The organism is Prosthecobacter sp. GW821-HT29F12 (assembly GCF_058803405.1).
On the sequence record NZ_CM179517.1, the window covers coordinates 3090223 to 3114553 of the forward strand.

The 24331-nt window shown below is 60.4% G+C and carries 19 protein-coding genes; 12 read left to right on the forward strand and 7 right to left on the reverse strand.

Going from position 1 to position 24331, the window contains the following annotated elements:
- Positions 1-18: 18 nt before the first annotated feature.
- The gene (gene metG / locus AC3RLQ_RS12810; RefSeq protein ID WP_493037641.1) at positions 19-1593 is read left to right on the forward strand and encodes a methionine--tRNA ligase; all 1575 of its coding nucleotides are present in this window, start codon (positions 19-21) and stop codon (positions 1591-1593) included.
- A 288-nt stretch (positions 1594-1881) separates the two neighbouring features.
- Positions 1882-3048, forward strand: coding sequence for a glutamine-hydrolyzing carbamoyl-phosphate synthase small subunit (gene carA, locus AC3RLQ_RS12815; protein WP_493037643.1), 1167 nt, complete (start codon positions 1882-1884; stop codon positions 3046-3048).
- A 67-nt stretch (positions 3049-3115) separates the two neighbouring features.
- Here carA and AC3RLQ_RS12820 read toward each other — a convergent pair whose 3' ends face one another.
- Positions 3116-3454, reverse strand: coding sequence for a hypothetical protein (locus AC3RLQ_RS12820; protein WP_493037645.1), 339 nt, complete (start codon positions 3452-3454; stop codon positions 3116-3118).
- 106 nt (positions 3455-3560) lie between these two features.
- Positions 3561-4358, reverse strand: a complete 798-nt coding sequence (locus AC3RLQ_RS12825; protein WP_493038723.1) for a thymidylate synthase — start codon at positions 4356-4358, stop codon at positions 3561-3563.
- A gap of 268 nt (positions 4359-4626) precedes the next feature.
- Between AC3RLQ_RS12825 and AC3RLQ_RS12830 the strand changes: the two genes are divergently transcribed.
- The 3 genes from AC3RLQ_RS12830 (at position 4627) to lspA (ending at position 6860) form a co-directional block, all read left to right on the forward strand.
- Positions 4627-5031: a peptide chain release factor family protein gene (locus AC3RLQ_RS12830; protein WP_461523697.1), complete on the forward strand. Its 405-nt coding sequence runs from the start codon at positions 4627-4629 to the stop codon at positions 5029-5031.
- 52 nt (positions 5032-5083) lie between these two features.
- Positions 5084-6220: a galactitol-1-phosphate 5-dehydrogenase gene (locus AC3RLQ_RS12835; RefSeq protein WP_493037647.1), complete on the forward strand. Its 1137-nt coding sequence runs from the start codon at positions 5084-5086 to the stop codon at positions 6218-6220.
- A gap of 103 nt (positions 6221-6323) precedes the next feature.
- Positions 6324-6860 (forward strand): signal peptidase II, encoded by a 537-nt coding sequence (lspA, locus tag AC3RLQ_RS12840; RefSeq protein ID WP_493037649.1) that lies wholly within the window; start codon positions 6324-6326, stop codon positions 6858-6860.
- A 270-nt stretch (positions 6861-7130) separates the two neighbouring features.
- Here the strand turns inward: lspA and AC3RLQ_RS12845 are convergent, their stop codons facing one another.
- Positions 7131-8198, reverse strand: a complete 1068-nt coding sequence (locus tag AC3RLQ_RS12845) for a hypothetical protein (protein WP_493037651.1) — start codon at positions 8196-8198, stop codon at positions 7131-7133.
- 335 nt (positions 8199-8533) lie between these two features.
- Between AC3RLQ_RS12845 and AC3RLQ_RS12850 the strand changes: the two genes are divergently transcribed.
- The 3 genes from AC3RLQ_RS12850 (at position 8534) to AC3RLQ_RS12860 (ending at position 10518) form a co-directional block, all read left to right on the forward strand.
- Positions 8534-9232: a hypothetical protein gene (locus tag AC3RLQ_RS12850; protein WP_493037653.1), complete on the forward strand. Its 699-nt coding sequence runs from the start codon at positions 8534-8536 to the stop codon at positions 9230-9232.
- A gap of 103 nt (positions 9233-9335) precedes the next feature.
- A complete protein-coding gene (locus tag AC3RLQ_RS12855; protein ID WP_487680864.1) occupies positions 9336-9527 on the forward strand; it encodes a hypothetical protein in 192 nt (63 codons plus the stop codon).
- Positions 9528-9606: 79 nt separating this feature from the next.
- Positions 9607-10518 carry a bifunctional riboflavin kinase/FAD synthetase gene (locus AC3RLQ_RS12860; protein ID WP_493037655.1) on the forward strand — a complete coding sequence of 304 codons (912 nt, stop codon included), beginning with the start codon at positions 9607-9609 and terminating at the stop codon, positions 10516-10518.
- A gap of 51 nt (positions 10519-10569) precedes the next feature.
- Here AC3RLQ_RS12860 and AC3RLQ_RS12865 read toward each other — a convergent pair whose 3' ends face one another.
- A complete protein-coding gene (locus AC3RLQ_RS12865; RefSeq protein ID WP_493037657.1) occupies positions 10570-11481 on the reverse strand; it encodes a ThuA domain-containing protein in 912 nt (303 codons plus the stop codon).
- A gap of 114 nt (positions 11482-11595) precedes the next feature.
- On the opposite strand from AC3RLQ_RS12865, the gene AC3RLQ_RS12870 reads away from it, so the two are divergent.
- From AC3RLQ_RS12870 to AC3RLQ_RS12885, 4 genes are all read left to right on the forward strand, one after another.
- The gene (locus AC3RLQ_RS12870) at positions 11596-12870 is read left to right on the forward strand and encodes a CNNM domain-containing protein (protein ID WP_493037659.1); all 1275 of its coding nucleotides are present in this window, start codon (positions 11596-11598) and stop codon (positions 12868-12870) included.
- Between the two features lie 15 nt (positions 12871-12885).
- Positions 12886-13821, forward strand: a complete 936-nt coding sequence (locus AC3RLQ_RS12875; protein WP_493037661.1) for a CNNM domain-containing protein — start codon at positions 12886-12888, stop codon at positions 13819-13821.
- A gap of 128 nt (positions 13822-13949) precedes the next feature.
- Complete coding sequence (locus AC3RLQ_RS12880) at positions 13950-14546, forward strand: non-canonical purine NTP pyrophosphatase (protein ID WP_493037663.1); 597 nt, start codon at positions 13950-13952, stop codon at positions 14544-14546.
- A gap of 4 nt (positions 14547-14550) precedes the next feature.
- The gene (locus AC3RLQ_RS12885; RefSeq protein WP_493037665.1) at positions 14551-15426 is read left to right on the forward strand and encodes a phosphodiester glycosidase family protein; all 876 of its coding nucleotides are present in this window, start codon (positions 14551-14553) and stop codon (positions 15424-15426) included.
- A gap of 48 nt (positions 15427-15474) precedes the next feature.
- On the opposite strand, the gene AC3RLQ_RS12890 is transcribed toward AC3RLQ_RS12885, so the two are convergent.
- From AC3RLQ_RS12890 to rpoB, 3 genes are all read right to left on the reverse strand, one after another.
- Positions 15475-15690, reverse strand: a complete 216-nt coding sequence (locus AC3RLQ_RS12890; protein WP_493037667.1) for a CsbD family protein — start codon at positions 15688-15690, stop codon at positions 15475-15477.
- A 360-nt stretch (positions 15691-16050) separates the two neighbouring features.
- The gene (gene rpoC / locus AC3RLQ_RS12895) at positions 16051-20190 is read right to left on the reverse strand and encodes a DNA-directed RNA polymerase subunit beta' (protein WP_493037669.1); all 4140 of its coding nucleotides are present in this window, start codon (positions 20188-20190) and stop codon (positions 16051-16053) included.
- 54 nt (positions 20191-20244) lie between these two features.
- Positions 20245-24105 carry a DNA-directed RNA polymerase subunit beta gene (gene rpoB / locus AC3RLQ_RS12900; protein WP_422320807.1) on the reverse strand — a complete coding sequence of 1287 codons (3861 nt, stop codon included), beginning with the start codon at positions 24103-24105 and terminating at the stop codon, positions 20245-20247.
- Positions 24106-24331 lie beyond the last annotated feature (226 nt).

Sequence of the window (24331 nt, forward strand, 5' to 3'; positions counted from 1 at the left end):
AAAGGGCTCAGCCTGACCATGAAGCCCTACTACATCACCACCGCCATTGATTACACCAACGCGCCGCCGCACATCGGCCACGCTTATGAGAAGGTGCTGGCAGACGTCATGGCCCGCTTTCAGCGGCTGAACGGGCGTGAGGTGTACTTCCTCACCGGCGTGGATCAGCACGGGCAGAAGGTGCAGAAAAGCGCCGAGAAGGCCGGCCTGACGCCGCAGGAGTTTGTGGACGGAGTCACCACCCATTTCACCGCACTGTGGGACAAGCTGAACGTGCGTTTCGACGGCTGGGCTGCGACCACGGACATCAAGCACAAACGAGTGGTACAGGCCATGCTCCAGAAACTGCATGACGCAGGCCAGCTCTACAAAAAGAGCTACTCCGGCCACTACAGCGTGCGTCAGGAGCAGTTCCTCACCGACAAAGAACGCGGCCCCGACGGCAACTTCGGCGAGGAGTGGGGCGAGGTCGAATGGCGCGAAGAAGACGCCTGGTACTTCAAGCTCAGCGAGCACACCGAGTGGCTCAAAAACTACATTCGGGGCAATCCCGACTTCATCTACCCGCCCCACCGCGCCAATGACGTGCTCAATGCACTCGAAGGCTCTGGCGGCATCGACCTCTGCATCTCACGTCCGAAGGACCGCCTGAGCTGGGGCATTCCCCTGCCCTTTGACGAGGACTCGGTGAACTTCGTCTGGTTTGACGCCCTCTCCAATTACATCAGCTTCGCCGGCTATCTGGCCGATGAAGTGGGCAACGAAGGCCTGCCGCAGTTTGAAAAAATCTGGCCTGCGGATGCTGAGATCATTGGCAAAGACATCCTCATGCCGGCGCATGCGGTCTATTGGCCCATCATGCTGCACGCACTCGGCTTCACCGACGCAGAAATGCCCAAGCTCGTTGTCCACGGCTGGTGGAATGTGAAGGGCTCGAAGATGAGCAAGAGCCTGGGCAACGTGATCGACCCAAACGTGCTCTCAAACACCTTCACGCCCGACGGCCTGCGCTACTACCTCATGCGCGACATCGCCACCGGCTACGACGCCGACTTCAGCGACGAGCGCATCTCCATGTCCTACAACAAGGAGCTGGCCGGCGGCCTGGGCAATCTGCTCAACCGCTCCATCAACATGGCGCAGAAGTATCGCAATGGCCTGCTCACACCCGGCAGTTACGATGACGAAATCAATCAAGCCCTGCGCCAGACGGTCGCCGAGGCCACGCCGCTCTACCTTGAAAAGATGAACGGCTGGGACATCCACGAAGGCATCGCCGCCGCGTGGAAGATCGTCACGCATGCGAATGCGTTTGTGGACAGCACCAAGCCCTTCTCCCTCGCCAAAGACCCTGAGCAGGCCGCCCGCCTGGACAGCGTGCTATATCAACTGGCGGAGGCGCTCACGCACGTCAGCGTGCTGCTCAATCCCATCATGCCCACCGCCATGGCCACCGCCCGTGCCCAGATCGGCTGGACACTGCCGGAAGGCTTCAAGGTCAGCGACCTCAAGTGGGGCCTGCTGCAAAGCGGCCACCAGCTCGGCGCTCCCGTGCCGCTGTTTCCGCGATTGGAGATTGTGGAGGAGAAGTAGCCTCGGCACCACGCTCTGGCTGTAGGTTGGGGTGTGTTTGGCGTACGATGTTTACTCGAACATCCCGGCCCCCTTCGCCAAACCGCCCGACTGCGAGGACGTTCGTACGCCTTGTTGTTTGCCGCACGCTCGCAGACGGACGGGCTGTCGCCACATCCGTCCTACGATGTGCGCCGCGCTCCCCCTCTTTTTTCGCACCTTTTTGCGCCTCTTTGCGGCCATCCTCCGTCATTCCGCCCCTTCCCCCTTGCACCGCCCGCCCTTCTGGCTATGACCAGCCCCACCTTGATGAAGAAAGCCCTCCTCGCCCTCGAAGACGGCCGAGTGTTTGAAGGCACGGCGTTCGGCGCCGATGCCACCCACACCGGCGAAATCTGCTTTAACACCTCCATGAGCGGATATCAGGAGGTTCTCACCGATCCCTCCTATCGCGGTCAGATCGTGACCATGACGTATCCCATGATCGGGAACTACGGCGTGAATCCGCTCGATCTGGAAAGCGACCAGCCCCACGTGCGAGGCTTCGTCATCGAAGAACTCTGCGAGGTGCCCAGCAACTGGCGCAGCACCCAGAGCCTCGACTCCTACCTCAAGCAGTGGAACATCCCCGGCATCCAGGGCGTGGACACCCGCGCGCTGACCGCCCACTTGCGCACCCGCGGTGCCATGCGCGCCATCATCACCACCACCGCCACGTCGGAGGAAGCGGTGAAGCAGGCTGCAAGCAGCCCGCCCATGGAAGGCAGTGACTACGTCAAGGAAGTCACCACCAAGACCCCCTACCTCTGGGACCCCGAAGGCCTCGAAAGCGGCGACTGGGACATCCCCAGCCCCAGCCAGAATCGCGAACCCGGTGCCGATGGCGTCGTGCGTCATCCCCTTCCTGAAGCCAAGCACCACATCGTGGCCTATGACTTCGGTGTGAAGCGCAACATCCTGCGCCGCCTGCGCCAGCATGGCTTCCGCGTGGACGTCGTCCCCGCCACCACCAGCGCCAAGGACGTGCTCGCCAAGAACCCCGACGGCGTTTTCCTATCGAACGGCCCCGGAGATCCCGCCGCGCTCGACTACATCCACAAGGAAGTGAAGGAGCTCATCGGCAAGAAGCCCATCTTCGCCATCTGCCTCGGCCACCAGATCCTCGGCCACGCCTACGGCGGCAAGACCTTCAAGCTCAAGTTCGGCCATCGCGGCGGCAACCAGCCCGTGAAGGACCTGCGCAATGGCAAGGTGTCCATCACCAGCCAGAACCACGGCTTCGCCATCGATCCCTCCTCGCTGCCCAGCAACGTCGAGGTCACGCACATCAACCTCAACGACGGCACCGTGGAAGGCATGCGCCACCGCGAGGCCCCCGTGCTCAGCGTCCAATACCACCCCGAAGCCGCACCCGGCCCGCATGACGCGAAGTACTTCTTCGCCGAGTTCGCCCGGATGATCGAGACGGGAAGGTAAGCAGCGAACCGTCAAGTTAGGGACAAAAGTCATGCCGCAGCCATCGCGCTGCGGCATTTTTGTTGTTTCAATTCTCCTTCAGCCGCTCGATCAAATACGGGGCTACATCCGCATGCTTCACCTTCGGCGCTCCGGGATAGACCAGTTCGCACTCCACGCGGAGGCTGCGGCACCGCTGCTGCAAACCCACGCCGAAGTTCGCGCTGTGCGCCGTGCTTTCCTGCGGCTGCCCCATGGCAGGAGGCGTGTTGTAGAAGAGATACACCGGCGGATCATCGGCGGTCAGCAGCGCATAGGGTGAATACTCCGCGATCCACGGCAGGATCTTTTCCCGATTGACGAGAAACTCCGTGAACGGCGGGATCTTCGTTCCCGGCTCTCCTTTGAAGCCGGCAGCGGATTGCATCGCCGTGAAAAGGTGCTGCCAGAGGTGATCTTTCACATTACAGCGCGACCACTCTTTGGAGCGAATTCGGAGCGCTACGGAATGAATTCCGCGCTCCACAAACACCTCACACCGCGATCTCCGCCTTGATCGCCGGATGCGGATCATACCCTTCCAGCGTGAAGTCTTCGTACTTAAAGGCGTCGATCTCCTTCACGTCAGGATTCAGCTTCATCACCGGCAGCGCGCGGCATTCGCGCGTGAGCTGGAGGCGGGCCTGCTCGAGGTGGTTCTTGTAGAGGTGGAGATCGCCGAAGGTGTGGACGAATTCACCCGGCTGGAGGTCGCAGACCTGGGCGACCATCTGGGTGAGCAGGGCGTAGCTGGCGATGTTGAAGGGCACTCCCAGAAAGAGATCCGCGCTGCGCTGGTAGAGCTGGCAACTCAACCGGCCGCGATCCACAAAGAACTGAAACAGGCAGTGGCAGGGCGGCAGGGCCATCTTTTCGATGTGCGGCACGTTCCAGGCGCTGACGATGTGGCGGCGGCTGTACGGATTCGTTTTGATGCCGTGGATGAGGCTGGCGATCTGGTCGTGCGTCTCCGCTTCCGGGGCCCCCTGCCAGCGGCGCCACTGCGCGCCATAGACGGGGCCGAGGTCGCCGTTTTCGTCCGCCCATTCGTCCCAGATGGTGACCTTGTTGTCGCGCAGGTACTTCACGTTGGTGTCGCCTTTCAGGAACCACAGCAGCTCATGAATGATGGAGCGCAGGTGCAGTTTCTTGGTGGTGACGAGCGGGAATGTGGTGCTGAGATCGTAGCGGCTCTGCTCGCCAAACACTGAGTACGCCCCCGTGCCGGTGCGGTCCTCACGGTAGCTTCCGTGTTCGAGCACTTTGCGCAGCAGGCGGTGGTATTCTTCCATCGTCCAGCCATAGCGGGATGCGGGCAGGATGCAAAGGTTTCGGAAAGTGGGAATGCCGGAGGGATGGCCGCAAAGAGACGCAAAAAAGGCAAAAAGGTGAAGCACGCTGCGGCCTGCGCCGCTTTACGCGATTTTCCAAACCGATTTGCTCGCGGGCAGCCGACCATCACCATCTCCCTATTTTTTGCTCCTTCTTGCGCCTCTTTGCGGCCATCTCAACTTCTGCATCCTCAGTTGCAGTGCAGGCTCGCTGCCTCGATGTTGAGGCATGGCCGATCTGCCTGATGACCCCGCGCTGCGCACCCGCATGCAGAAACTCCGCATTCGTGAGGAGGATCTGGAGGAGTCGTTCATTCGCGGCGGCGGCGCGGGTGGCCAGAAGATCAACAAGACCAGCTCCACCGTGGTGCTGCGCCACATCCCCAGCGGCCTGGAGGTGCGCTGCCAGCGCGAGCGCTCCCAGTCGCAGAACCGCCTGATCGCCCGCCAGGAGCTATGCGACCGCCTGGAGGCAGCCTTCAAGACCGCGCAGATGGAAATCCAGAACGACCGCGAAAAAGTCCGCCGCCAGACCCGCGCCCGCCCCCGAGGCCTGAAGCGCCGCTACGTGGCAGGCAAGCGGCACCGCGCCGGCATCAAGGAAGGTCGCGGCAAGCAGGGTGGTGACGACTGAGCTGCGAACGTCCTTGCCTCCGGCCACTCTCAGGGCATGGTCCGCGCTCCCCATGAAAGCGCTCGTCCTCACCGCCCCCTCCGAGTTCAACTACGACCTCGAATTTCCTGAACCCACCGCAGCCGCCGGCGAAGTGCTGGTCAAGATTGCCGCCTGCGGCATCTGCGGCAGCGACATCCACGGCATGGACGGCCGCAGCGGCCGCCGCCAGATGCCCATCGTCATGGGCCATGAAGCCGCGGGTGAAATCGTCGCCGTGGGCGAAGGCGTGACCGACTGGAACCTCGGCGACCGCGTGACCTTTGACTCCACCGAATACTGCGGCGAGTGCGAGGAGTGCAAGCTGGGCTACGTCAATCTCTGCCCGAACCGCAAGGTGCTGGGCGTCTCCCCCGGCGAATACCGCCGCCATGGCTGCTTCGCTGAGAAGATCGCCCTGCCAACCCGCATCCTCTACCGCATCCCGGATGACCTTTCCTATGAGAAGGCCGCCTTTGCTGAGCCCGTGTCCATCGCGCTGCACGCGGTGAATCTGGCCGATGGCATCGAAGTGGGTGAGGCCTTCCAGCACGTCCACGGCGAAGGCTGCGGTCATGACTGCGAGCACAACCATGGAGCCGAGGTCGAAGACGACACGGACGAAGCGAATGGCGGAGTCGCCGTCGTGGTGGGTGCTGGCTTGATCGGTCTGCTGGTCATTCAGGCGCTGAAAGCACGCGGCTGGGAAAAGGTGATCGCTGTGGATCTTGATGACAGCCGTCTGGAACTCGCCCGCAAGCTGGGTGCCGAAGAAACCTTCAACGCCAAGCAGGAAGGCCTTGCCATGCACATCCGCCAGATCTGCGGCGGCGACGGCGCTGACGCCAGCTTTGAAGTCGTGGGCGCAGGTGCTCCTCTCGATCTCGCGATCCGCAGCGTGCGCAAAGGCGGCCAGGTGGTGCTGATCGGCAACCTGCAGCCCAACACCCCCTTCCCTCTTCAGGAAGTCGTCACCCGCCAGCTCACCATCAAGGGCTCCTGCTCCTGTGCCGGTGAGTATCCCGAAGCCATCCGCCGCATTCAGGACGGCAGCATCCAGGTGGAGCCGCTGCTCAGCGCCGTGGCCCCGCTGGCCGAAGGCGCCGGCTGGTTCAAACGCCTTTACGATAACAAGGAAGGCCTGCTCAAGGTCGTTCTTCAACCCGCGTGATTGCTGCGCCAATGACGAATGCAGAATGCCGAATGAGGCCAATCCGCTCTGCTCCTCTTTCTACCATTGGTCATTCTGAATTCGTCATTTGTCATTTTCTTCCATGATCCGCCTCTTCCTGCTCCTTTCGCTGCCGCTCTACATCCTCGACCAGTTCTCCAAGAACTGGATCGTGCAGCATTTCAGGCTGTATGAAAACGAGCAGGAGGTGATTCCCGGCGTCTTCTGGCTGCACCATGCATCCAACACCGGTGTGGCCTTTGGCATGTTCAACGGCACGCAGTATGCGAACTACGCCTTCGCCGCCGTGTCGCTGGCCGCGCTCGTCTTCATCTACGTGATGCATGGCAAAGGCCTGTTTCCCGGCAAGCTGAGCCGCACCGCCGTGGCGCTGCTGGTCTCCGGCATCTTCGGCAATCTCACCGACCGCCTTTTCCGCAATCACGACGGCGGCAAGCTTTTCGACGGCACATTCTTCGACGGCTACGTCGTGGACTTCCTGCGCTTCGACTTCGGCTTCTGGCCCTTCCATCCCTGGCCTTCCTTCAATGTGGCGGATTCCTGCGTCGTGTGCGCCGCCATCCTGCTGGCGCTCGCGTCGTTTTTTGAAACGCCAGGGCAGCCTGCGAAGAAGGCGTAGCGAAGGATGACACAGGCTGCCGGCCTGAGGATGTGCTCCCCTATCTTCGATCGAGCACTGAGGCGAGCATCATCTGTGCGCTTCCTTGCAGCCCAAGGGCTTTGACGTGGTCGTAGGATGGGTGTGGCGACAGCCCGCCCGTCTGCGAGCGTACGGCAAACACACGGGCCTGCGAAAGCCCTCGTAGTCGGGCGGTTTGGCGAAGAGGCATTCGCGTGTTGATGAGTGTCTAGTTCGCCAAACACACCCAACTTACGCCCGGACAGCCCCTCACTCCTTCGGCACCGGCGACCAGCGGTAGATGCCGTCGAACCATGACAAACTGCCGGGAGGGGTCGCTTTGCGTTTGGTTTCCACCCAGAGGAAGCTGCCTTTGCGCTTGAGCGTGATGCTGACCTCCTTGGCGGCTTCCGGCACATCTGTCTCGGTGAAGACAGCAGTGGCAGTGGTCTCGTCATTCTTGGAGGTCACCGACTCAGGCGGTATCTGGCCGGCCAGATCGGCGCCCTGGTTTTCGTTCACCCGCGTGCAGTTCAGGTTCACACGCAGCTTGCCGTCCTTCGCGCGGCGGATGCTCACGTGCCCGCCAAAGCCATCGTCATACTCCCCATCCCAGGAGGAGCTCTTCAGCACAGCTGGCTGCTGCATGAAGCCGTAGGCCGCCGCTGTGACTTGGGCAAGCTTGAGCCAGTAATTGACATCCTTCTCCGGTGTGGGCGCGTCTTTGTCTTTGCCCGCAGCAGAAAGCGGTGCGGGTTTCGCCTTCGCCGGCTCCGGGGGCTGATAGGCAATTTTCATCCAGCGGCCCAGCAGCGCCGGCCAGCGTGCCTTCCAATCAGCCGGCACCGTCTTGTCTGCACCTGACCAAGTGTGCGAGGCCTCTTTCAATGCCGCGCTCAGGCGTTCATCCGCCGCCTGGGATTCTTTGCGGGCCAGTTGCAGCCGCTTCTCATCACTCACGCGGCGATAGATGCCCAGAATGCCTGGGTCCTGTGGCATCTTCTGTCCCGGCTTGAACAGGATCTCCATTTTCGACTCCCCTCCCTTGGCGATGAAATACGAACCGCGATCCTGCCCCTCATCCACCAAGGCGGCAAAGGTAAGAAGATTGTCTTTGCGGGTCCCCTGCCCCGTCCACATGCCCGTCGATCCCGGCTCCGAAGCCCAGCGCATGGTCACCTCCACGCCCGTGGCAGTAATCTGCCGCAGGGTGAGGTAGCGCATGCTTTCCTCGTCATAGAAATAAGTCGTGGTCAGCGGTTCAGCACCACGGCCGCACGCAGCCAGAAGGAAGAAGGCCAGAACCGGTATCCGAAGAGGCTGCAGGCGTGATTTCATGGAGGCCCATTCTCAAAGAAGACGCTCCATGCGCAAGAATTAGAAAAGAGTGATTTTTTGCCTTCTCTATAATGATCGTATTTTACGGCCAATTATAACAAAGAAGCCCATTTTTTCTTCATTTTTGGGATTAGCGTGAGCCTGTAAGGGCGAATTCGCGATTATGCGATCCACCCCCTCCCGTTTTAACTCACTGAAAATGAGTCTTTTGTATAGTATCTATACAGATATGTTTATCAATTTTACAAATATTTGAATAATTTCTGATATGGTTGTTGCACCTTCTATAATTTCTGTTATAAATACTAGCAGAAACAAGAGCCACACACGCAGCCATGAAAACACTCATCCGCCTCGCACTCACCGTCAGCCTCCTCGCCGTTGCTTCCGCCGCGAACGCCCAGAACGGTTACTCTGCCGCCGGTTACTATGCCGCCCCTCAGGCACAGGCTGCTTACGCTCAGCAGCAGGCCAATGCGCAGGCTTGGGCCGCTTGGAACGCTCAGCAGCAGGCCAACGCCGCTGGTTGGGCCCGCTACTACGCTGACCAAGCCGCCGCTCAGGCCGCCGCCCAGCAGGCTGCAGCTCAGCGCGCCGCCGCTCCCCGCCCCGCCATTGGCAATTCTCAGATCCGCTTTGACGGCCGCTTCGCTTCCGTCGGCCAGACCGCTCCTCAGGCCCTTCAGTTCGCTGTCTACGCTGCCAACACCCTCCAGAACAAGCCCTACGTGCTGGGCGGCGGCCATCGCAACATCGAGGACAGCGCTTATGACTGCAGCAGCAGCACTTCTTACGTCCTTATGAAGGCAGGATTGCTGAATCGCTGCCTGTCCAGCAAGGAGTTCGCCAACTATGGCGAAGCAGGCGTGGGCCGCTTCATCACCATCTGGGTGAAGCCTGGTGAGCATGTTTTCATCACCATCTGTGGTCTTCGCATGGACACCGCCGGCCAGATGACGGGCGAAGGTCCCCGCTGGCGCACCCAGGGCCGCAACTATGCTGGCTTCAGCCCTCGCCATCCTGCTGGCTTTTAATTCTCATTTTTGTGACTCGATTATCACACACGTAAACAAAGCTTCATTCAAATCTGAAACGCATCGCCTAAATCACCTCAAAAATCTCAAATCTACGAATCATATGAAAACGAACACCACCACCTCCACCGCCTCCAACAAAGAAATCTCCCTCGGCTGGAACTCGATGCCTGCTTACGGTGAAGTGATGAACAAGGTCATCGGCACCGCCCACACCGACGTCCAGAGCAGCATCAGCCTCGGCAAGAAGAGCGTGCTGAAGACCTTCTGGAGCACCTTGAGCAACATGAAGTAAGCCGGAGGCTGAAGGCAGCGTCTGACGCCCTTCACCTTGCGCTCTGCATGGCTACTGGTATGGCTCACCGCTCCAACGCATGCAGGTTCTTCGCTCCATCGACGCCCTTTCCACACTTACCGGCCCTCTCGCTCTTGCCGTGGGCGTGTTTGATGGAATCCACCTCGGGCACCAAGAGGTCATTCGCGCGGCTCAGGAACACGCCACGCAGCACCACGGCACCGCAGTCGTTGTGACTTTCGATCCGCACCCCATGCAAGTGCTACGACCGGGCTCCGCCCCCAAACTGCTCTGCGGTCCGCGCCACCAGCGCCTCATTCTGGCCCAAACGGGCATCTCCTGCCTGCTGGCCTGCCCCTTCACCGCCGAGACGGCCAAAACACCCGCACGCGATTTCCTCCAGCAGCTGGTGCGCGCCTCACGCCCGCTGGGCTGCATCTCCGTCGGCTACACCTGGAGCTTTGGCCATGGGCGCGAAGGCAACATCCACCTCCTCATGGAAATGGGGCAGGAGCATGACTTTGCTGTGTATGGCGTGCCGCCTTTGAAAATCGACTCTGAGGTGGTCAGCAGCACCCTGATCCGTGAGGCCGTTTCGAAGGGGAATTTCCACAAAGCCGCCACGCTTCTCGGGCGCGAGTACTCCGTCTTTGGCACCGTGGTCGAAGGCCAGAAGCTTGGCCGCCAGCTAGGCTTCCCCACGGCGAATGTCGATGTGGAAAACGAGCAGCTCCCGCCGCTCGGCGTTTATGCGGTGGAGGCGCGTGTGGGTGAGCAATGGTTCCCGGGCGTGGCCAATCTCGGCCGCCGGCCCACCGTCGCGGCAGACGCTGATCCTTCCCTCGAAGTCCACCTGCTCAATTGGAGCGGCGACATCTATGGCCAGGACATGGAGGTGCGCTTCACCCGCCACCTGCGCAGCGAGATGAAATTCAGCAGCCTGGATGAGCTCAAGGCGCAGATCGCGCGGGATATTTTGGCAGCCCAGTAGACCAGTTGCGCCGCAACTGGTCTGGGACACTCCGGTTGCGGCGCAACCGGACTACTTTGCCTTCGGCTTAGGCGCTTCCTGCTTGGGATATCCTTCCAGCTTCACCACGCTCACCGCGGTTTCAGTGGGGAAATCCGCAGGCACGGCTGCTGTACGCTCCACCTTGCCGGTGGCCGCCCATTCGGTGCCGCGTTGAAGGATGGTGTAAAAGCCGCGGTCCAGCATCGAGTAGTCCGCATGGCCCAGCGTGGTGTGAAACACGCGTCCTTTTTGATAACTGAGCACCAGGTTGTTCGGCTCGTTCACGGCGGTGAGATCAGACACCGCCGTGGTCAGCACCTCCACATTTTCGGCAGGGCCGCGCAGCTTGCTGTAAAGCTCGTCCTTGGCGTGCAGCCAGCGCTTGGGAAGTCCTTTTGTGATGGGATGATCAGGGTTCTGAATTTCGACGATGAACTCATGCTGCGCGCCGTGGGCGCCGCCGTTCCCCGCCACGGTGTCGCGGAAGAGTTTGCCGTCCTTCACATACAGCCAGGGGCCGGACTTTTCATTACGACCGCCCCAGCCACCGACACCGATCATCTCATTGTATTCCTTCCACTCGGGAAAGGAATTGTTTGCCGCATGAATCGAAACAAAGCCGCCACCGTCAGCCACATACTTCGTGAAGGCATCACGCACATTCTGCGGCCAGGGCTCGCCATTGTAGTTGCTCACCACCGCAGCGTAATCGGTGAACATCGGTTTCCATGCATGCCAGGCTTCCTTGGGCGATCCTTTGGGCGGCGTGGTGGTGACCTCCACAGTGAAGGCGCCGCTGCTCTCCAGCGCATTGCGCAGCACGGGCGTGGTGATGTCCCACTTGTGATTGTTCTGACCGTCCACAATGAGGACTTTCAGTTTGTCTGCGGCCTGCAGGCTGGCGGCGGCACACAGGAGGAAGGTAAGGAGGATGGAGCGCATGGTTGAAACGTTGCTATCAGTACGTCACAATTTTGGCAAGAACGAACATTTGGAACACTGCGTAATTCACCTTGACCCTCGGTGCTGCCACCACCCACACTAAGAGGTCTCTCAATGCCCCTGTTTGTTGCCTTCCTTATCTACTTCGCGCTGCTCCTGCTGCTCGCGGTTATTTCTGCTGCGGAAACGGCCATCCACAGTGCGCGCGATGTCGAAGCTCAGCTGCTTGCTGCTGGTGAAGGCGCCGTGGCGCAAAGACTGCGCGCCATCACCGCCAATCCCTTTGCACAGCTGCACCACACTCTGCTGCTTTCTGCGGCGCTGAATCTCTCCCTCGCCGCACTTGGGCTGTGGATTGTCACCGGGCCGCTGCTGGCATCGGGGTGGAATGTGTGGCTCACAGCATCCGTCATATTCTTGGCAACGGTCCTGCTAGGAGATATGGCTCCCAAATTTTTTGCCGCTCGCAATCCCTCGGTGGTTCTGCTCGGCAGCCTGCGTTTGCTGCACCCGCTGAGAAACGTGATCGACCCTCTCGCCCTGCTTGTTGATCGCACCACGGACGCGCTGCTGCAAAAATTCGTCACCCGGCACATCAAGATGCGCATGCCGGTGACGCGTGATGAATTCGAAACCCTGGTGGAAATGCGCCAGGAACAGGGACTGCTGGACAGCGATGACAGCGCCATGATCCATGAGGCACTCGACATCGAATCCCTCACCGTGCGGGACTGCATGATCCCGCGCGTGGATCTCGCGCTCATGAGCAGCGAGGACTCACCGCAAAAGACGACCTCCATCCTGGAAAAATCCGCCGGGCGTTTTGTCATTGTGTATGGCGAGACGCCCGACTCAGTCGAAGGCGTGCTCGACACCAATGCCTGGAAACTCGCGAACCGTCCGGACTGGCGCACGCTCCTGCGCACGCCAGCCTTTGTGCCTGAGACCATGCCGGTGCTCGAAGCCCTGGAGCACCATCTGCAGCGTGACGAACAACCGGTGCTCATCGCCGATGAATACGGCGGCCTGGAAGGCATGATCACCCGCCGTGAGATCGCCGACTGGCTGCTTTACGAAGCCGCGCCCTGGCATGGTGAAACCTCGGAGATTCGCGATCTGGGCGGCGGTCGTTTCCTGCTGGATGGCGGCACGCGGCTGGATCACATCAAAGAAGAACTCAATGTCGATCTCAATGTCGATCTGGATGTCGGCGGCATCGACACCATCGGCGGCCTTGTTTTCAATCAGCTCGGTCATGTGCCCAAGCCCGGTGAACGCATCAACCTTGACGACGCGGACATCAAGGTGCGCCGCATCGTGCGTGCCCGCATTCAGGAGGTGGAGCTTCGCCTCAAACTCAAACCTTCTGACGAATCCAGCGCCGGCTAATTTCATCCCTCTCACATGACCTGGCTCCTGCTGCTCCTCTGCCTCGCTCTTTCCTTCATGCTCTCCGGACTGGAGAGCGCGGTGATGGCCGTCAGCCGTGTGCGTGTGCGCCATGCAGCCAGTGCCGGCGACCGCCGCGCACGCGGCCTGCTGCCGCTGCTGGAAGACCGTGATGCCTTGATCGGCTGCATCACCGTGGCCAATCACCTCACCAATCTCGCGGCCTTCCTGCTCGTCGCATTTCCCATCATCCACCATGCGACTCTGTGGGGCTACGTGCTGGCTTTCACGCTCGCGCTGCCCGTTTTTCTCATCGGCCTGGAAGTGATGCCCAAGAAGCTCTTTCGCAGCTATCCCTTCCGCTCCATGCGCAGTGTCTCGCCGCTCGTTCATCTCGTCGGCCTAGCGCGTCCTCTGTTTCGCGTGGTGACCGGCAAAAAAAGCACCACCACCAGTGAAGTCCCCAGCGAGGCACGGCAGACACGCGGGCGCGACGATCTGAAGTCGCTGGCGCAGGAGCTCGCCGCCCAGCATCAGCTTTCTGCCAACGCCATGCATCTCATCGAGCGCGTGCTCGACTACAAAAAGCTGAACACCGGCGACATCATGCAGCCGCTGGCACGCAGCATGGCCCTTGCCGCAGAGATCCCGCTCAGCACGGCTTTGATTGTGGCCCGTGAGCAAAACTGCACGCTGCTTCCGGTGCTGGGAGACAATGGCAGCTTCATCGGTCTGCTCGACACCACCGACCTCCCCGCTGTCATCCCCCCGGACCGTCTCGTGCGCCACCACATGCGTACGCTGGATGCCGTGCCCGCCAGCCTGCCCGCCCTGCACACGCTGCAGCGCATGCGCAAATCCGGCCGCCGCCTCGCCATCGTGGTGGATGAACGCCAGCAGCCCATCGGCCTGATCACGGAGGAGCGGCTGCTGGAGCCGCTGATGCATTAGCGGGAATTTATGATTTACGATTTACGATTTCACGGACGGCCAAGCCGCCTGTCGAAATCGGGCTCCCAAATCATAAATCATAAATGGAGCCGGTTGAAAACGTCCACCGCCACCGCCATCCATAGGCCATGCCTCAGCTCGTCTTCGCCACCTCCAATGCCCACAAGACTGAAGAAGTCGCCGCCATTCTCGGAGAGGATTGGCAGGTCGAAGATCTTCGCGCTCATCCCGGTGTCACGCTGGATGAAGAGACCGGCGACACCTTCGAGGCCAACGCCATCATCAAAGCCGTGAGCGGCAGCCGCGGTGTGCCCGGCCTGCTGGTGCTGGCGGATGACTCCGGTCTGGAAGTGGATGCGCTGGACGGCGCGCCCGGTGTGCGCAGTGCACGCTATGCGGGAGAGACCGCCAATGCCGCAAACAACCGCGCGAAATTGAAAACCGAACTCGCCAAGCTGCCGCAAGACATCCGCTTCACCGGACGCTTCCAATGCTGCATGGTTCTCGCACGTGATGGCGAAGTCCTGCACGTCACGAGCGGCAGCGTGGAAGGTCGTCTGCTCACGGAGGAAGTGGGTGCGGGCGGCTTCGGCTACGATGCGCTTTTCATTCCCGATGGTTTCACGGACACGTTCGGTGTCCTGCCTGCCGAAACGAAAAACCAGCTCAGCCACCGTGCGCGTGCCCTCGCGGCGATGAAGGAACAACTCGCCTCACTGGCCTGAGCTTATGCGCCCGCTGATCTTCATCCTCATTCTAGCTCTGGCAGGCTGCAGCACGCCGCCACCTCCCGCGCCCGTTCAAGCAGAGTCAGGGCAGCCATCCCTCGTCCCGCCCTACCCTGCAGTGGAGGAAGTGGCCGCACAAACTCCTCCTGCCAAGTCAGCTCCGACAGCAAGCTGGACTGCCATCTCCGATTTCAAGGGCCAGCCGCTCGTTGGTGGTGCCTCGGTAATCGAATACAAAATCGGCCGCGAGCGCCACACCTTCCAGATGCGAGTCGTGGTCTTCGACGACCGCCAGTTTGATCTCAAGGTCATCGACCAGCCGGAAGACTGGTCCGGCGGCAACCGTCTCACCGACTGCATGCGCGGTGCCGCAGCCGTGGCCGGCGTGAACGGCGGTTTCTTCACGCCTGAATTCAAGCCCATGGGCCTCATGATCGCCAGCGGCAAGCGCACCGGCACCTGGCAGACGGGCGCGCTGCTCACCGGCGCAGTCGTTGTCACTTCCCATCCCCAGCTGCTGTGGAATGCGGATGTGAATCCCGAAGGCGCCAGTGAACTCCTGCAGGCCGGACCGCGCCTGGTCGATGGCGGTCAGGCCGTGGCGGGACTCGATGCCAAGAAGCGCAGCACCCGCACCTTCATCGCCAACGATGGCGGCAATCAGTGGTGCCTGGGCCTCGCGCAAGACATCACCCTGAGTGAACTTGCCGAGCTGCTCACCACCCCCGGCGTCATGCCTGCATTCACGGTCAACCGTGCGCTCAATCTCGATGGAGGCCATTCCTCCGCCCTCTACTTCCGCACCAACGACGGTCGCGAACACACCCATCCCGGCTGGAGCACGGTGAGGAATTATCTGGGCATCGTGCCGAAGTGAGGGGCCCCACTTCCAAGGCGGACCAAGCGTTCCTCTGCCACAAAGACTCTAGCACCCGCCGATGCGCTGCCGCAATTCTTCGCACTCGCGCATCGTTCTTTGGATGGCAGCGCGTTTCTCGCCGGTCTTTTTTTGGATGCGTCCGAGGAATTCCACCGTCTTGCCTCTTTCATACTTCTGATCATCACCCGTGAGCAATGCGCAAGCTTGTTTGAGCTTGCCCTTGAGGATGTTCCAGGTGCCTTGGATTAGGATTGTGTTCATCGACGTTGCTGATTGGGGGTGGAGAAACCTCATGCCGCAAAAGCGGATATGACGATACCATCCTCAATTCGTCTGCACCTGCTCCAGCGGTCCCCTGAGCCACTCATCGGGGAATGTTGCAACGGTCTGCGCCAAGGTGAATCAGCGCTTCTCCACGGGCTTCAGAATGGCTCCCATCCAGGTGGTGAACTGGGTCATGAAATCCGGGGGCCGGGTGTGCTCGGACACTCCTTCGTAGAGCTTCAGGGTGGACGTGGGCGCCGAGGTCCAGCGATCCGGAAGCCGCGCCCCCGGTACGCAAAACCGCCTCCGACGGCTTGCACCGAGGGAGGCGGGTGAGGTTTGAACGGACGGGCGGGCTTACGCAGCGTCTTCGTCCACGATGGCAGGCAGCGCAGGGCGCTCGGTTTCGTGGAGTTCGAAGTTGCGGTTGCTGATGAAGCCAGTGCCGGCCGGGATGAGGTGACCCATGATGACGTTTTCCTTGAAGCCGCGCAGGAAGTCGGACTTCGCAAGGGTGGCGGCTTCGGTGAGCACACGGGTGGTGTCCTGGAAGGAAGCAGCCGAGATGAAGGATTCGGTTTCGATGGAAGCCTTGGTGATGCCGAGGAGGACGGGCTCTGCCTCTGCAGGCTTGCCGCCTTCTTCGGAAACACGGTTGTTTTCCTTCTCGAACTCGCCGCGGTCGATCTGGTCGCCCCAGAGGAACTCGGTGTCGCCGGTGTCGGTGACCTTCACCTTGCGCAGCATCTGACGGATGATGATCTCAACGTGCTTGTCATTGATTTCCACACCCTGGGCGCGGTACACTTCCTGCACTTCGTTGACCAAGTGCTCGCGGAGAGCCTGTGGGCCAAGAATTTCGAGGAGGTCATGCGGAACGACTGGACCGTCGGTGATCTGGTCGCCTTTGCTGACGTGGTCGCCGTTGAACAGCAAGATGTGCTTGCTGCGGGGGATGAGATGTTCTTCCTGCTGGCCGGTCTTGTTGTCGGTGACGATCACGCGGCGCTTGCCACGGACCAGACCGCCGATTTCAACCACACCGTCGATACGGGCGATTTCGCAGGCATCCTTCGGCTTACGGGCTTCGAAGAGTTCGGCCACACGTGGAAGACCACCGGTGATGTCCTTCGTCTTGGAGGCCTTACGAGGCGTCTTGGCGATGGTGGTACCAGCTTCGACCTTCTCGTTGTTCTTCACGCTCAAGTGGGCGCCCGCTGGAATGGTGTAGCTGGCGAGAACTTCGTGCGTCTTCGGATTCACCACGACGACCTGCGGATGGAGGTCTTCCTTGTGCTCGATGACGACGGTTTCTTCGTTGCCGGTGGACTCGTTCTTTTCCTTGGTGATCGTGATGCCGCTGATCATGTCGCGGAACTCCAGCTTACCAGCCTTCTCGGTGATAATCGGCACGTTATATGGATCCCAGGTGACGACCTGCTGGCCCTTCTTGACCTTGCCACCGTCTTCGACGGAGATAACGGCACCCGTGACCAGCTTGTGGCTTTCGAGTTCGCGACCGTCGTCGTCGTGGATGGAGAGGATGCCGTTCTTGGTAAGGGCGATCCAGGTGCCTTCGATCGTGGTAACCGCACGCATGTCGGTGTACTTGACGGTACCAGCGTTTTTGACGTTGATGAAGGGCTGCTTGAAGGAGGCAGTGGCAGCACCACCCACGTGGAAGGTACGCATGGTGAGCTGCGTTCCGGGTTCGCCGATGGACTGTGCGGCGACGATACCGACGGCTTCGCCGATCTTCGCCATGCGGTGCGTGGCGAGGTGGAGGCCGTAGCACTTCGAGCAGCAGCCGCGCTTGCTTTCGCAAGTGAGCACGGAGCGGATCTTGAGCTTCTCGACGCCGATCTTCGCGAGGTGAGCGGCTTCTTTTTCGGAAGCGAGCTGACCAGCCTTGATGACGATGCTCTTGTCCACGGGATCATGGATCGTTTCGCAGGAGACACGGCCATAGACGCGGGTCTTGAGATCAACGATTTCTTCGTCACCCTGATAGATGGAGGAGAGCGTGATGCCGTTGACGGTGCCGCAATCTTCCTCAGTGACGATGACGTCCTGGGACACATCGACGAGCTTGCGGGTCATGTACCCGGAGTCAGCCGTCTTCAGGGCGGTATCGGCAAGGCCTTTACGAGCACCGTGAGTGGAGATGAAGTATTCGAGCACGCTCAGACCTTCACGGAAGTTCGAGGTGATCGGACGTTCGATAATTTCACCGGAAGGCTTGGCCATCAGACCGCGCATGCCGGCAAGCTGCTTGATCTGCGTACGGTTGCCTCGGGCGCCCGAGTTCACCATGACGTAGAGCGGGTTGTGGTGCTTCTTGCCCTCGTTGTATTCCAGGGTGCGGAAGAGTTCGTCGGCGACGATTTCACCCACCTGCGTCCAGATGTCGATGATCTTCTGATAGCGCTCACCGTTGGTGATAATACCACGGCGATACTGCTTCTCGATTTCCTCGATCTGCTTGTAGGCGTTTTCAAGACCAGCGGCCTTGGCGGTCGGGATGACCATGTCGGTGATACCGATGGAGCAACCGGAACGGGTCGCTTCACGGAAGCCGAGCTGCTTGAGACGATCCAGCGCGTGGACGGTTTCCTTCTGGCCCACGGTCTGGAAGCAACGCCAGATGATGTCGGAAATCTGCTTCTTGCCGACGGTGGTGTTGATGAAGCCGAGGCCTTCAGGCCAGGTTTCGTTGAAGAGAACACGGCCTGCGGTTGTCTCGATGACAGCCTTGGTAGGATCACCAAACGGGCGCTTCGGCAGGTTCCAGTCAGGATTGCGGAAACGAATCTTGTCGTTCACCGTCAAGCCGCCTTCGGAAATGGCGAATTCGACTTCAGGGGCGTCATTGAAGATCGGCACGCGACCTTCGACATCACCCTTCTTGGCCTTGGCGTCCTGGTTCGGGAACTCACGCAGGTAGGTGAGGAAGTAGCAGCCCAGAGGAATGTCCTGGGAGGGGTTCATCACCGGCTTGCCGCTGGCAGGGCTGAACAGGTTGTTCGGCGCAAGCATGAGCAGGCGGGCTTCCATCTGAGCTTCGATGGAAAGCGGAACGTGAACGGCCATCTGGTCACCGTCGAAGTCGGCGTTGTAGGCCGTACAAACGAGGGGATGCACGCGAATGGCCTCACCTTCGATGAGCTTCGGCTCGAAAGCCTGGATCGAAAGACGATGGAGGGTCGGAGCGCGGTTGAGGAGAACGGGGTGCCCCTTGGTCACTTCGTCCAGGATGTCCCACACTTCAGGCGTGCGGCGTTCGATCATCTTCTTCGCGGAGCGCACGGTGTGCACCAAGCCCATCTCCTTGAGACGGCGGATGATGAAGGGTTCGAACAGCACGAGGGCCATCTTCTTCGGCAGACCGCATTGGTGCAGCAGAAGGTCTGGTCCGATCACGATGACGGAACGGCCGGAGTAATCGACGCGCTTGCCGAGAAGGTTCTGACGGAAGCGGCCGGACTTGCCCTTGAGCATGTCGGACATGGACTTCAGCGGGCGGTTGCCTGCGCCGGTCACCGGGCGGCCATGGCGGCCGTTGTCGAACAAGGCGTCCACAGCTTCCTGCAGCATGCGCTTTTCGTTGCGGATGATGACATCCGGTGTGCGAAGCTGAAGGAGGTTCTTGAGACGGTTGTTGCGGTTGATGACGCGACGATAGAGGTCGTTCAAGTCGGAGGTCGCAAAGCGGCCGCCTTCGAGGGGGACGAGGGGGCGAAGGTCTGGCGGGATGACCGGCAGCACTTCCAGGATCATCCACTCAGGACGGCTGTGGCTTTCGGCGAAGCCCTGGCAGAGCTTGAGACGCTTGGCGAGCTTCTTGCGGATCTGCTTGGAGCGCGTCTTGGTCATCGCCTCTTCGAGTTCCTTGGTCACTTCGGCCAGGTTGAGCTGGGCGAAGATGTCACGGATGGCCTGAGCACCCATGCCGACGCGGAAGGCGTCTGCACCGTACTGCTCTTCGGCTTCACGAAGGTCCACTTCGGTCAGGAGCTGGCCGCGCTGAAGCGGGGTGCTGCCTGGATCGATGACCATGTAGTCTTCATAGTAGATCACGCGCTCCAGCGAACGGGCGGTCATGTCGAGCATGAGGCCGATGCGGGAAGGCATGCACTTGTAGAACCAGATGTGCGTCACCGGCACGGCGAGTTCGATGTGGCCCATGCGCTCGCGACGAACGCGGGAGAGGGTCACTTCGACGCCGCAGCGATCGCAAACGACACCCTTGTGCTTGATGCGCTTGTACTTGCCGCAGGCGCACTCCCAGTCACGGGTGGGTCCGAAGATACGCTCGCAGAAAAGGCCGCCCTTTTCTGGCTTGAACGTACGGTAGTTGATGGTTTCTGGATTCTTAACTTCACCGGAGGACCAGGAGCGGGTGCGGTCCGCAGAGGCGATGCAGATCGACACATAGTCGAACTCCTCGCCGTGTTGGGGTTCCCCGAAGATTTCTTTCAAGCTCGCGTCAGCATTCATGATGTGTGGAGATGGGTGGCAGGTTTTTGCGCTGGGTTTCTGGGGGAAGGAGGGTTAGGCACCCGCCGAGGAGGCAAAGTTTTCAAGGGCTTCCACATCTGCATTGGCGTTGGCGCGCTTGTGCACCTTGACGTCAAGACCGAGGGACTGCATTTCCTTGATGAGCACGTTGAAGGACTCAGGCGTGCCGGCTTCAAGAGCGTGGTCGCCTTTGACGATCTGCTCATAGATGCGCGTGCGGCCCTGAACATCGTCAGACTTGACGGTGAGGAGTTCCTGCAGCGTGAATGCGGCACCGTAGGCTTCAAGGGCCCACACTTCCATTTCCCCGAAGCGCTGGCCGCCGTATTGGGCCTTACCACCCAGAGGCTGCTGCGTGACGAGCGAGTAAGGTCCGACCGCACGTGCGTGGATCTTATCGGCGACAAGGTGGTTCAGCTTCAGCATGTAGATGTAGCCGACGACGACATCGAGGCTGAAGGCGTCACCTGTGCGGCCGTCGAAGAGTTTCGACTTGCCGTTGAGGCCCATCCATTCATACCCAGGAACCTTCTTGGCTTCCTTGATGTATTCCATGATCTTGGTTTCAGGGATACCATCGAACACCGGTGTGGCGATCTTCATGCCCAGGGCCTTGGCGGCGAGGCCAAGGTGGGTTTCAAGCACCTGACCCACGTTCATGCGTGATGGCACGCCGAGGGGGTTCAGCACGATGTCAACAGGCGTTCCGTTTTCGAGGAACGGCATGTCTTCTTCAGGAACGATGTTGGCAACGATACCCTTGTTTCCGTGGCGGCCGGCCATCTTGTCACCCACCGAAAGCTTGCGCTTGCTGGCGAGGAAGACGCGCACCTGCTTGACCACGCCGCTGTCGGCGGTGTCTTCGCTGGACTCGATCTTGTCGAGGTTGCGCTCACGTTCCATGTCGGCGTCAGAGAACTTCTGTTCGAAGGTCTGGATGATGTCGAAGATCTTGTTACGGATCGGGCTCGGGTCGATTTCGATGGTGTCGTAGCTTTCGGCCACGTGACGAAGCATCGTCTTGGTGATCTTCTTGTTCGCGCCGACGAGGGGCTCGCCGGTCTGACCGTTCACGATGTCGAGAGGGATCTTCTCGTTGAGAAGGATGTCAGAGAGACGCTCGGTGAGCTGCTCGGTGAGGTCTTCCTTCTTCGCACGATAGTCTTCTTCGATCTGCTTGATGTGCTTCTTGTACTCGGACGGGGAGAGCTTCTCCTTCTCAGAGTCAGCACCCATGCCGCGCTGGGCGATGCGCACATCCATGATGATGCCGGTGCAGCCGGAGGGCACGCGCAGGGAGGTGTCCTTCACGTCAGCGGCCTTCTCACCGAAGATGGCGCGCAGGAGGCGCTCTTCAGGGGCGAGTTCGGTTTCGGACTTCGGAGTGATCTTGCCGACGAGGATGTCGCCAGGCTTCACTTCAGCACCGATGCGCACAACGCCCTGGGCGTCGAGGTTCTTCAGCGCTTCATCACCGACGTTCGGGATGTCACGCGTGATTTCTTCCGGCCCGAGCTTGGTGTCACGAGCGATGACTTCAAAGTCTTCGATGTGAATGGAGGTGTAGATGTCCTCCTTGACCACGCGGCGGCTGATGGTGATGGCATCTTCGAAGTTGTAACCGTTCCAAGGCATGAACGCGACGAGCATGTTCTTGCCGATGGCAAGCTCACCCTGGTCGGTGCAAGGACCGTCGGCGATGACATCGCCCTTCTTGATCTTCTGACCGCGCTTCACCAGAGGCTTCTGGTTGATGCAGGTGCCGGCGTTGGAGCGGCCGAACTTGCGGAGAGGGTACACGTGGGTGCCCTTGTCTTCGTCGGTCACGCAGGACTTGATCGGGTTTTCGAGGAACTTGTCGTCCTTGACGGGCAGGTTGCCGTCCTTGGTGACGATGATCACGTCAGCAGTCGCAGCGGCGACGGTGCCGTTGGCGTCAGCGACGATCACGGAGCGTGAGTCACGGGCGGCCTTGCCTTCCATGCCGGTGCCGACGAGCGGGGACTCACCTTCAAGGAGAGGCACGCCCTGGCGCTGCATGTTCGAACCCATCAGAGCGCGGTTGGCGTCATCGTGCTCAAGGAACGGGATGAGCGCGGCAGCCACGGAGACGAGCTGCTTTGGCGACACGTCCATGAGGGTGACGAGCGAAGGCTCGACTTCGATGAACTCGCCGCGATAGCGGACGGTGATCTTGCTGCCTTTGAAGTTGCCTTTTTCGTCGATCGGATTGTTCGACTGGGCGATGTAGTGCTTCTCTTCCTGGTCGGCGGTGAGATACTCGATCTTCTCGGCCACGACGCTGTCCTTCACCGGACGATACGGCGTTTCGATGAAGCCGAATTCGTTGATGCGGGCATAGCTGCCGAGGGAGTTGATCAGACCGATGTTCGGACCTTCAGGAGTCTCAATCGGGCAGATACGGCCATAGTGGGACGGATGAACGTCACGAACTTCGAAGCCGGCGCGGTCACGATTCAGACCGCCAGGCCCGAGTGCGGAGAGACGGCGCTTGTGGGTCAGTTCGGCCAGAGGATTGATCTGGTCCATGAACTGGCTGAGCTGGCTGCGGCCGAAGAAGTCACGCACGACGGCGGAGAGCGCCTTCGGATTGACGAGCTTGGCAGGAGTCATGGTGTCCATGTTCACGTCGAACAGGGTCATGCGCTCTTTCACCAGACGCTCGGTGCGGGAAAGGCCCACGCGGCACTGGTTGGCGAGGAGTTCACCCACGGCACGCACACGGCGGCTGCCGAGATGGTCAATATCATCCAGAATGCCCTGACCTTCACGCAAGTGGAAGAGGTAGCGCAGAGCGGAGATCACGTCCTCAGCGGTGAGGATGCGGGTCTCGGTGTCGATCTTCAGCGAGAGCTTCTGATTGATCTTGTAACGGCCGACGCGGGTGAGGTCATAACGCTTCGGATCGAAGAACAGGCGCTTCACGAGGGCGCGTGCATTCGGCGTGGTCGGAGGATCGCCCGGACGCAGACGGCGGTAGATTTCCTTGAGCGCTTCATCTTCATCCTTGGCGGTGTCCTTGCGCAGGGAGGTGATGAGGAGATCGTCCGGGGAGGCGGTGACGACCTTGACGGATTTGTGGCCAAGCTGGATGAGCTGGCGGATGACGCCGGAGGTCAGCGGCTCGTAGGCACGTGCGACGATGAGCTCGCCGTCCAGGATGTCCTTGAAGAGGATCTTGGTGGCGACTTCTTCTTCGGAAAGGCTGTCCTTGAGCTTGAGGTCCTGGATTTCGTAGAAGAGCTTGAGGATGTCCTCATCGCCCGGGAAGCCGATCACGCGCAGGAGCGTGGTGGCCAGGAACTTGCGACGACGGCGGCGGCGGTCGAGATAGACGTAGAGGAGGTCGTTCGTGTCGAACTGCACTTCCAGCCAGGTGCCGCGGTCAGGGATGATGCGGAAGCCGTGGAGCCAGCGGCCATTGAGATGCTGGCTGGTTTCAAAGCAGATACCCGGGGAACGATGGAGCTGGGAGACGACCACGCGCTCTGCACCGTTGATGACGAAGGTGCCGCGCACCGTCATGAGGGGGATTTCACCCATGTACACGCGTTCCTGCTTCGCACCCTGCTCGTCCTTGAGCTCATAGGTCACGTATAGCGGGGCGCTGAAGGTCTCGGCCTCATGGATGGCTTCGAGGGAGCTGAGCTTGGGCTCGCCGATTTCGTACATGACGAAATCGAGCGTCATCTTCTCATCATAGCTGGTGATCGGGAAGACCTCCCGGAACACGGCCTGGAGGCCGAGGTCTTTGCGCTTCGAGGGCAGGATGTTTTTCTGGAGAAATTCCTCGTATGAGCGGAGCTGGATCTCGATGAGATTTGGGGGCTCGGCGACTTCGTGGATTTTGCCAAAGTTGGTGCGCTGGGACATAAGGCAGTGATGAGGCGGTTAGGGGGCGATGGGCGGTGGCACGGGATGCGGAAGGGGAGTTCCGCGAAGCAACAAAAGAGCAATGTCAGGCGGCCAGCCCGGCATTACTTGCGATTGTCGCGAAAACGAAGCAGCCGGAATCCAGGTGTGAACCCGAATTCAGGCCAAAAAAATTGTCGGAAGCAGGCGGCACTTCGCGTGGTGTCCCGGAACCGTAGCACTGGCT

Excerpts from the sequence above, each read along its gene's own strand:
- metG (WP_493037641.1), top strand. The coding sequence starts at position 19 with ATGAAGCCCTACTACATCACCACCGCCATTGATTACACCAACGCGCCG.
- carA (WP_493037643.1), top strand. The coding sequence starts at position 1,882 with ATGAAGAAAGCCCTCCTCGCCCTCGAAGACGGCCGAGTGTTTGAAGGC.
- AC3RLQ_RS12820 (WP_493037645.1), bottom strand. The coding sequence starts at position 3,454 with ATGCAATCCGCTGCCGGCTTCAAAGGAGAGCCGGGAACGAAGATCCCG.
- AC3RLQ_RS12825 (WP_493038723.1), bottom strand. The coding sequence starts at position 4,358 with ATGGAAGAATACCACCGCCTGCTGCGCAAAGTGCTCGAACACGGAAGC.
- AC3RLQ_RS12830 (WP_461523697.1), top strand. The coding sequence starts at position 4,627 with ATGGCCGATCTGCCTGATGACCCCGCGCTGCGCACCCGCATGCAGAAA.
- AC3RLQ_RS12835 (WP_493037647.1), top strand. The coding sequence starts at position 5,084 with ATGAAAGCGCTCGTCCTCACCGCCCCCTCCGAGTTCAACTACGACCTC.
- lspA (WP_493037649.1), top strand. The coding sequence starts at position 6,324 with ATGATCCGCCTCTTCCTGCTCCTTTCGCTGCCGCTCTACATCCTCGAC.
- AC3RLQ_RS12845 (WP_493037651.1), bottom strand. The coding sequence starts at position 8,198 with ATGAAATCACGCCTGCAGCCTCTTCGGATACCGGTTCTGGCCTTCTTC.
- AC3RLQ_RS12850 (WP_493037653.1), top strand. The coding sequence starts at position 8,534 with ATGAAAACACTCATCCGCCTCGCACTCACCGTCAGCCTCCTCGCCGTT.
- AC3RLQ_RS12855 (WP_487680864.1), top strand. The coding sequence starts at position 9,336 with ATGAAAACGAACACCACCACCTCCACCGCCTCCAACAAAGAAATCTCC.
- AC3RLQ_RS12860 (WP_493037655.1), top strand. The coding sequence starts at position 9,607 with ATGCAGGTTCTTCGCTCCATCGACGCCCTTTCCACACTTACCGGCCCT.
- AC3RLQ_RS12865 (WP_493037657.1), bottom strand. The coding sequence starts at position 11,481 with ATGCGCTCCATCCTCCTTACCTTCCTCCTGTGTGCCGCCGCCAGCCTG.
- AC3RLQ_RS12870 (WP_493037659.1), top strand. The coding sequence starts at position 11,596 with ATGCCCCTGTTTGTTGCCTTCCTTATCTACTTCGCGCTGCTCCTGCTG.
- AC3RLQ_RS12875 (WP_493037661.1), top strand. The coding sequence starts at position 12,886 with ATGACCTGGCTCCTGCTGCTCCTCTGCCTCGCTCTTTCCTTCATGCTC.
- AC3RLQ_RS12880 (WP_493037663.1), top strand. The coding sequence starts at position 13,950 with ATGCCTCAGCTCGTCTTCGCCACCTCCAATGCCCACAAGACTGAAGAA.
- AC3RLQ_RS12885 (WP_493037665.1), top strand. The coding sequence starts at position 14,551 with ATGCGCCCGCTGATCTTCATCCTCATTCTAGCTCTGGCAGGCTGCAGC.
- AC3RLQ_RS12890 (WP_493037667.1), bottom strand. The coding sequence starts at position 15,690 with ATGAACACAATCCTAATCCAAGGCACCTGGAACATCCTCAAGGGCAAG.
- rpoC (WP_493037669.1), bottom strand. The coding sequence starts at position 20,190 with ATGAATGCTGACGCGAGCTTGAAAGAAATCTTCGGGGAACCCCAACAC.
- rpoB (WP_422320807.1), bottom strand. The coding sequence starts at position 24,105 with ATGTCCCAGCGCACCAACTTTGGCAAAATCCACGAAGTCGCCGAGCCC.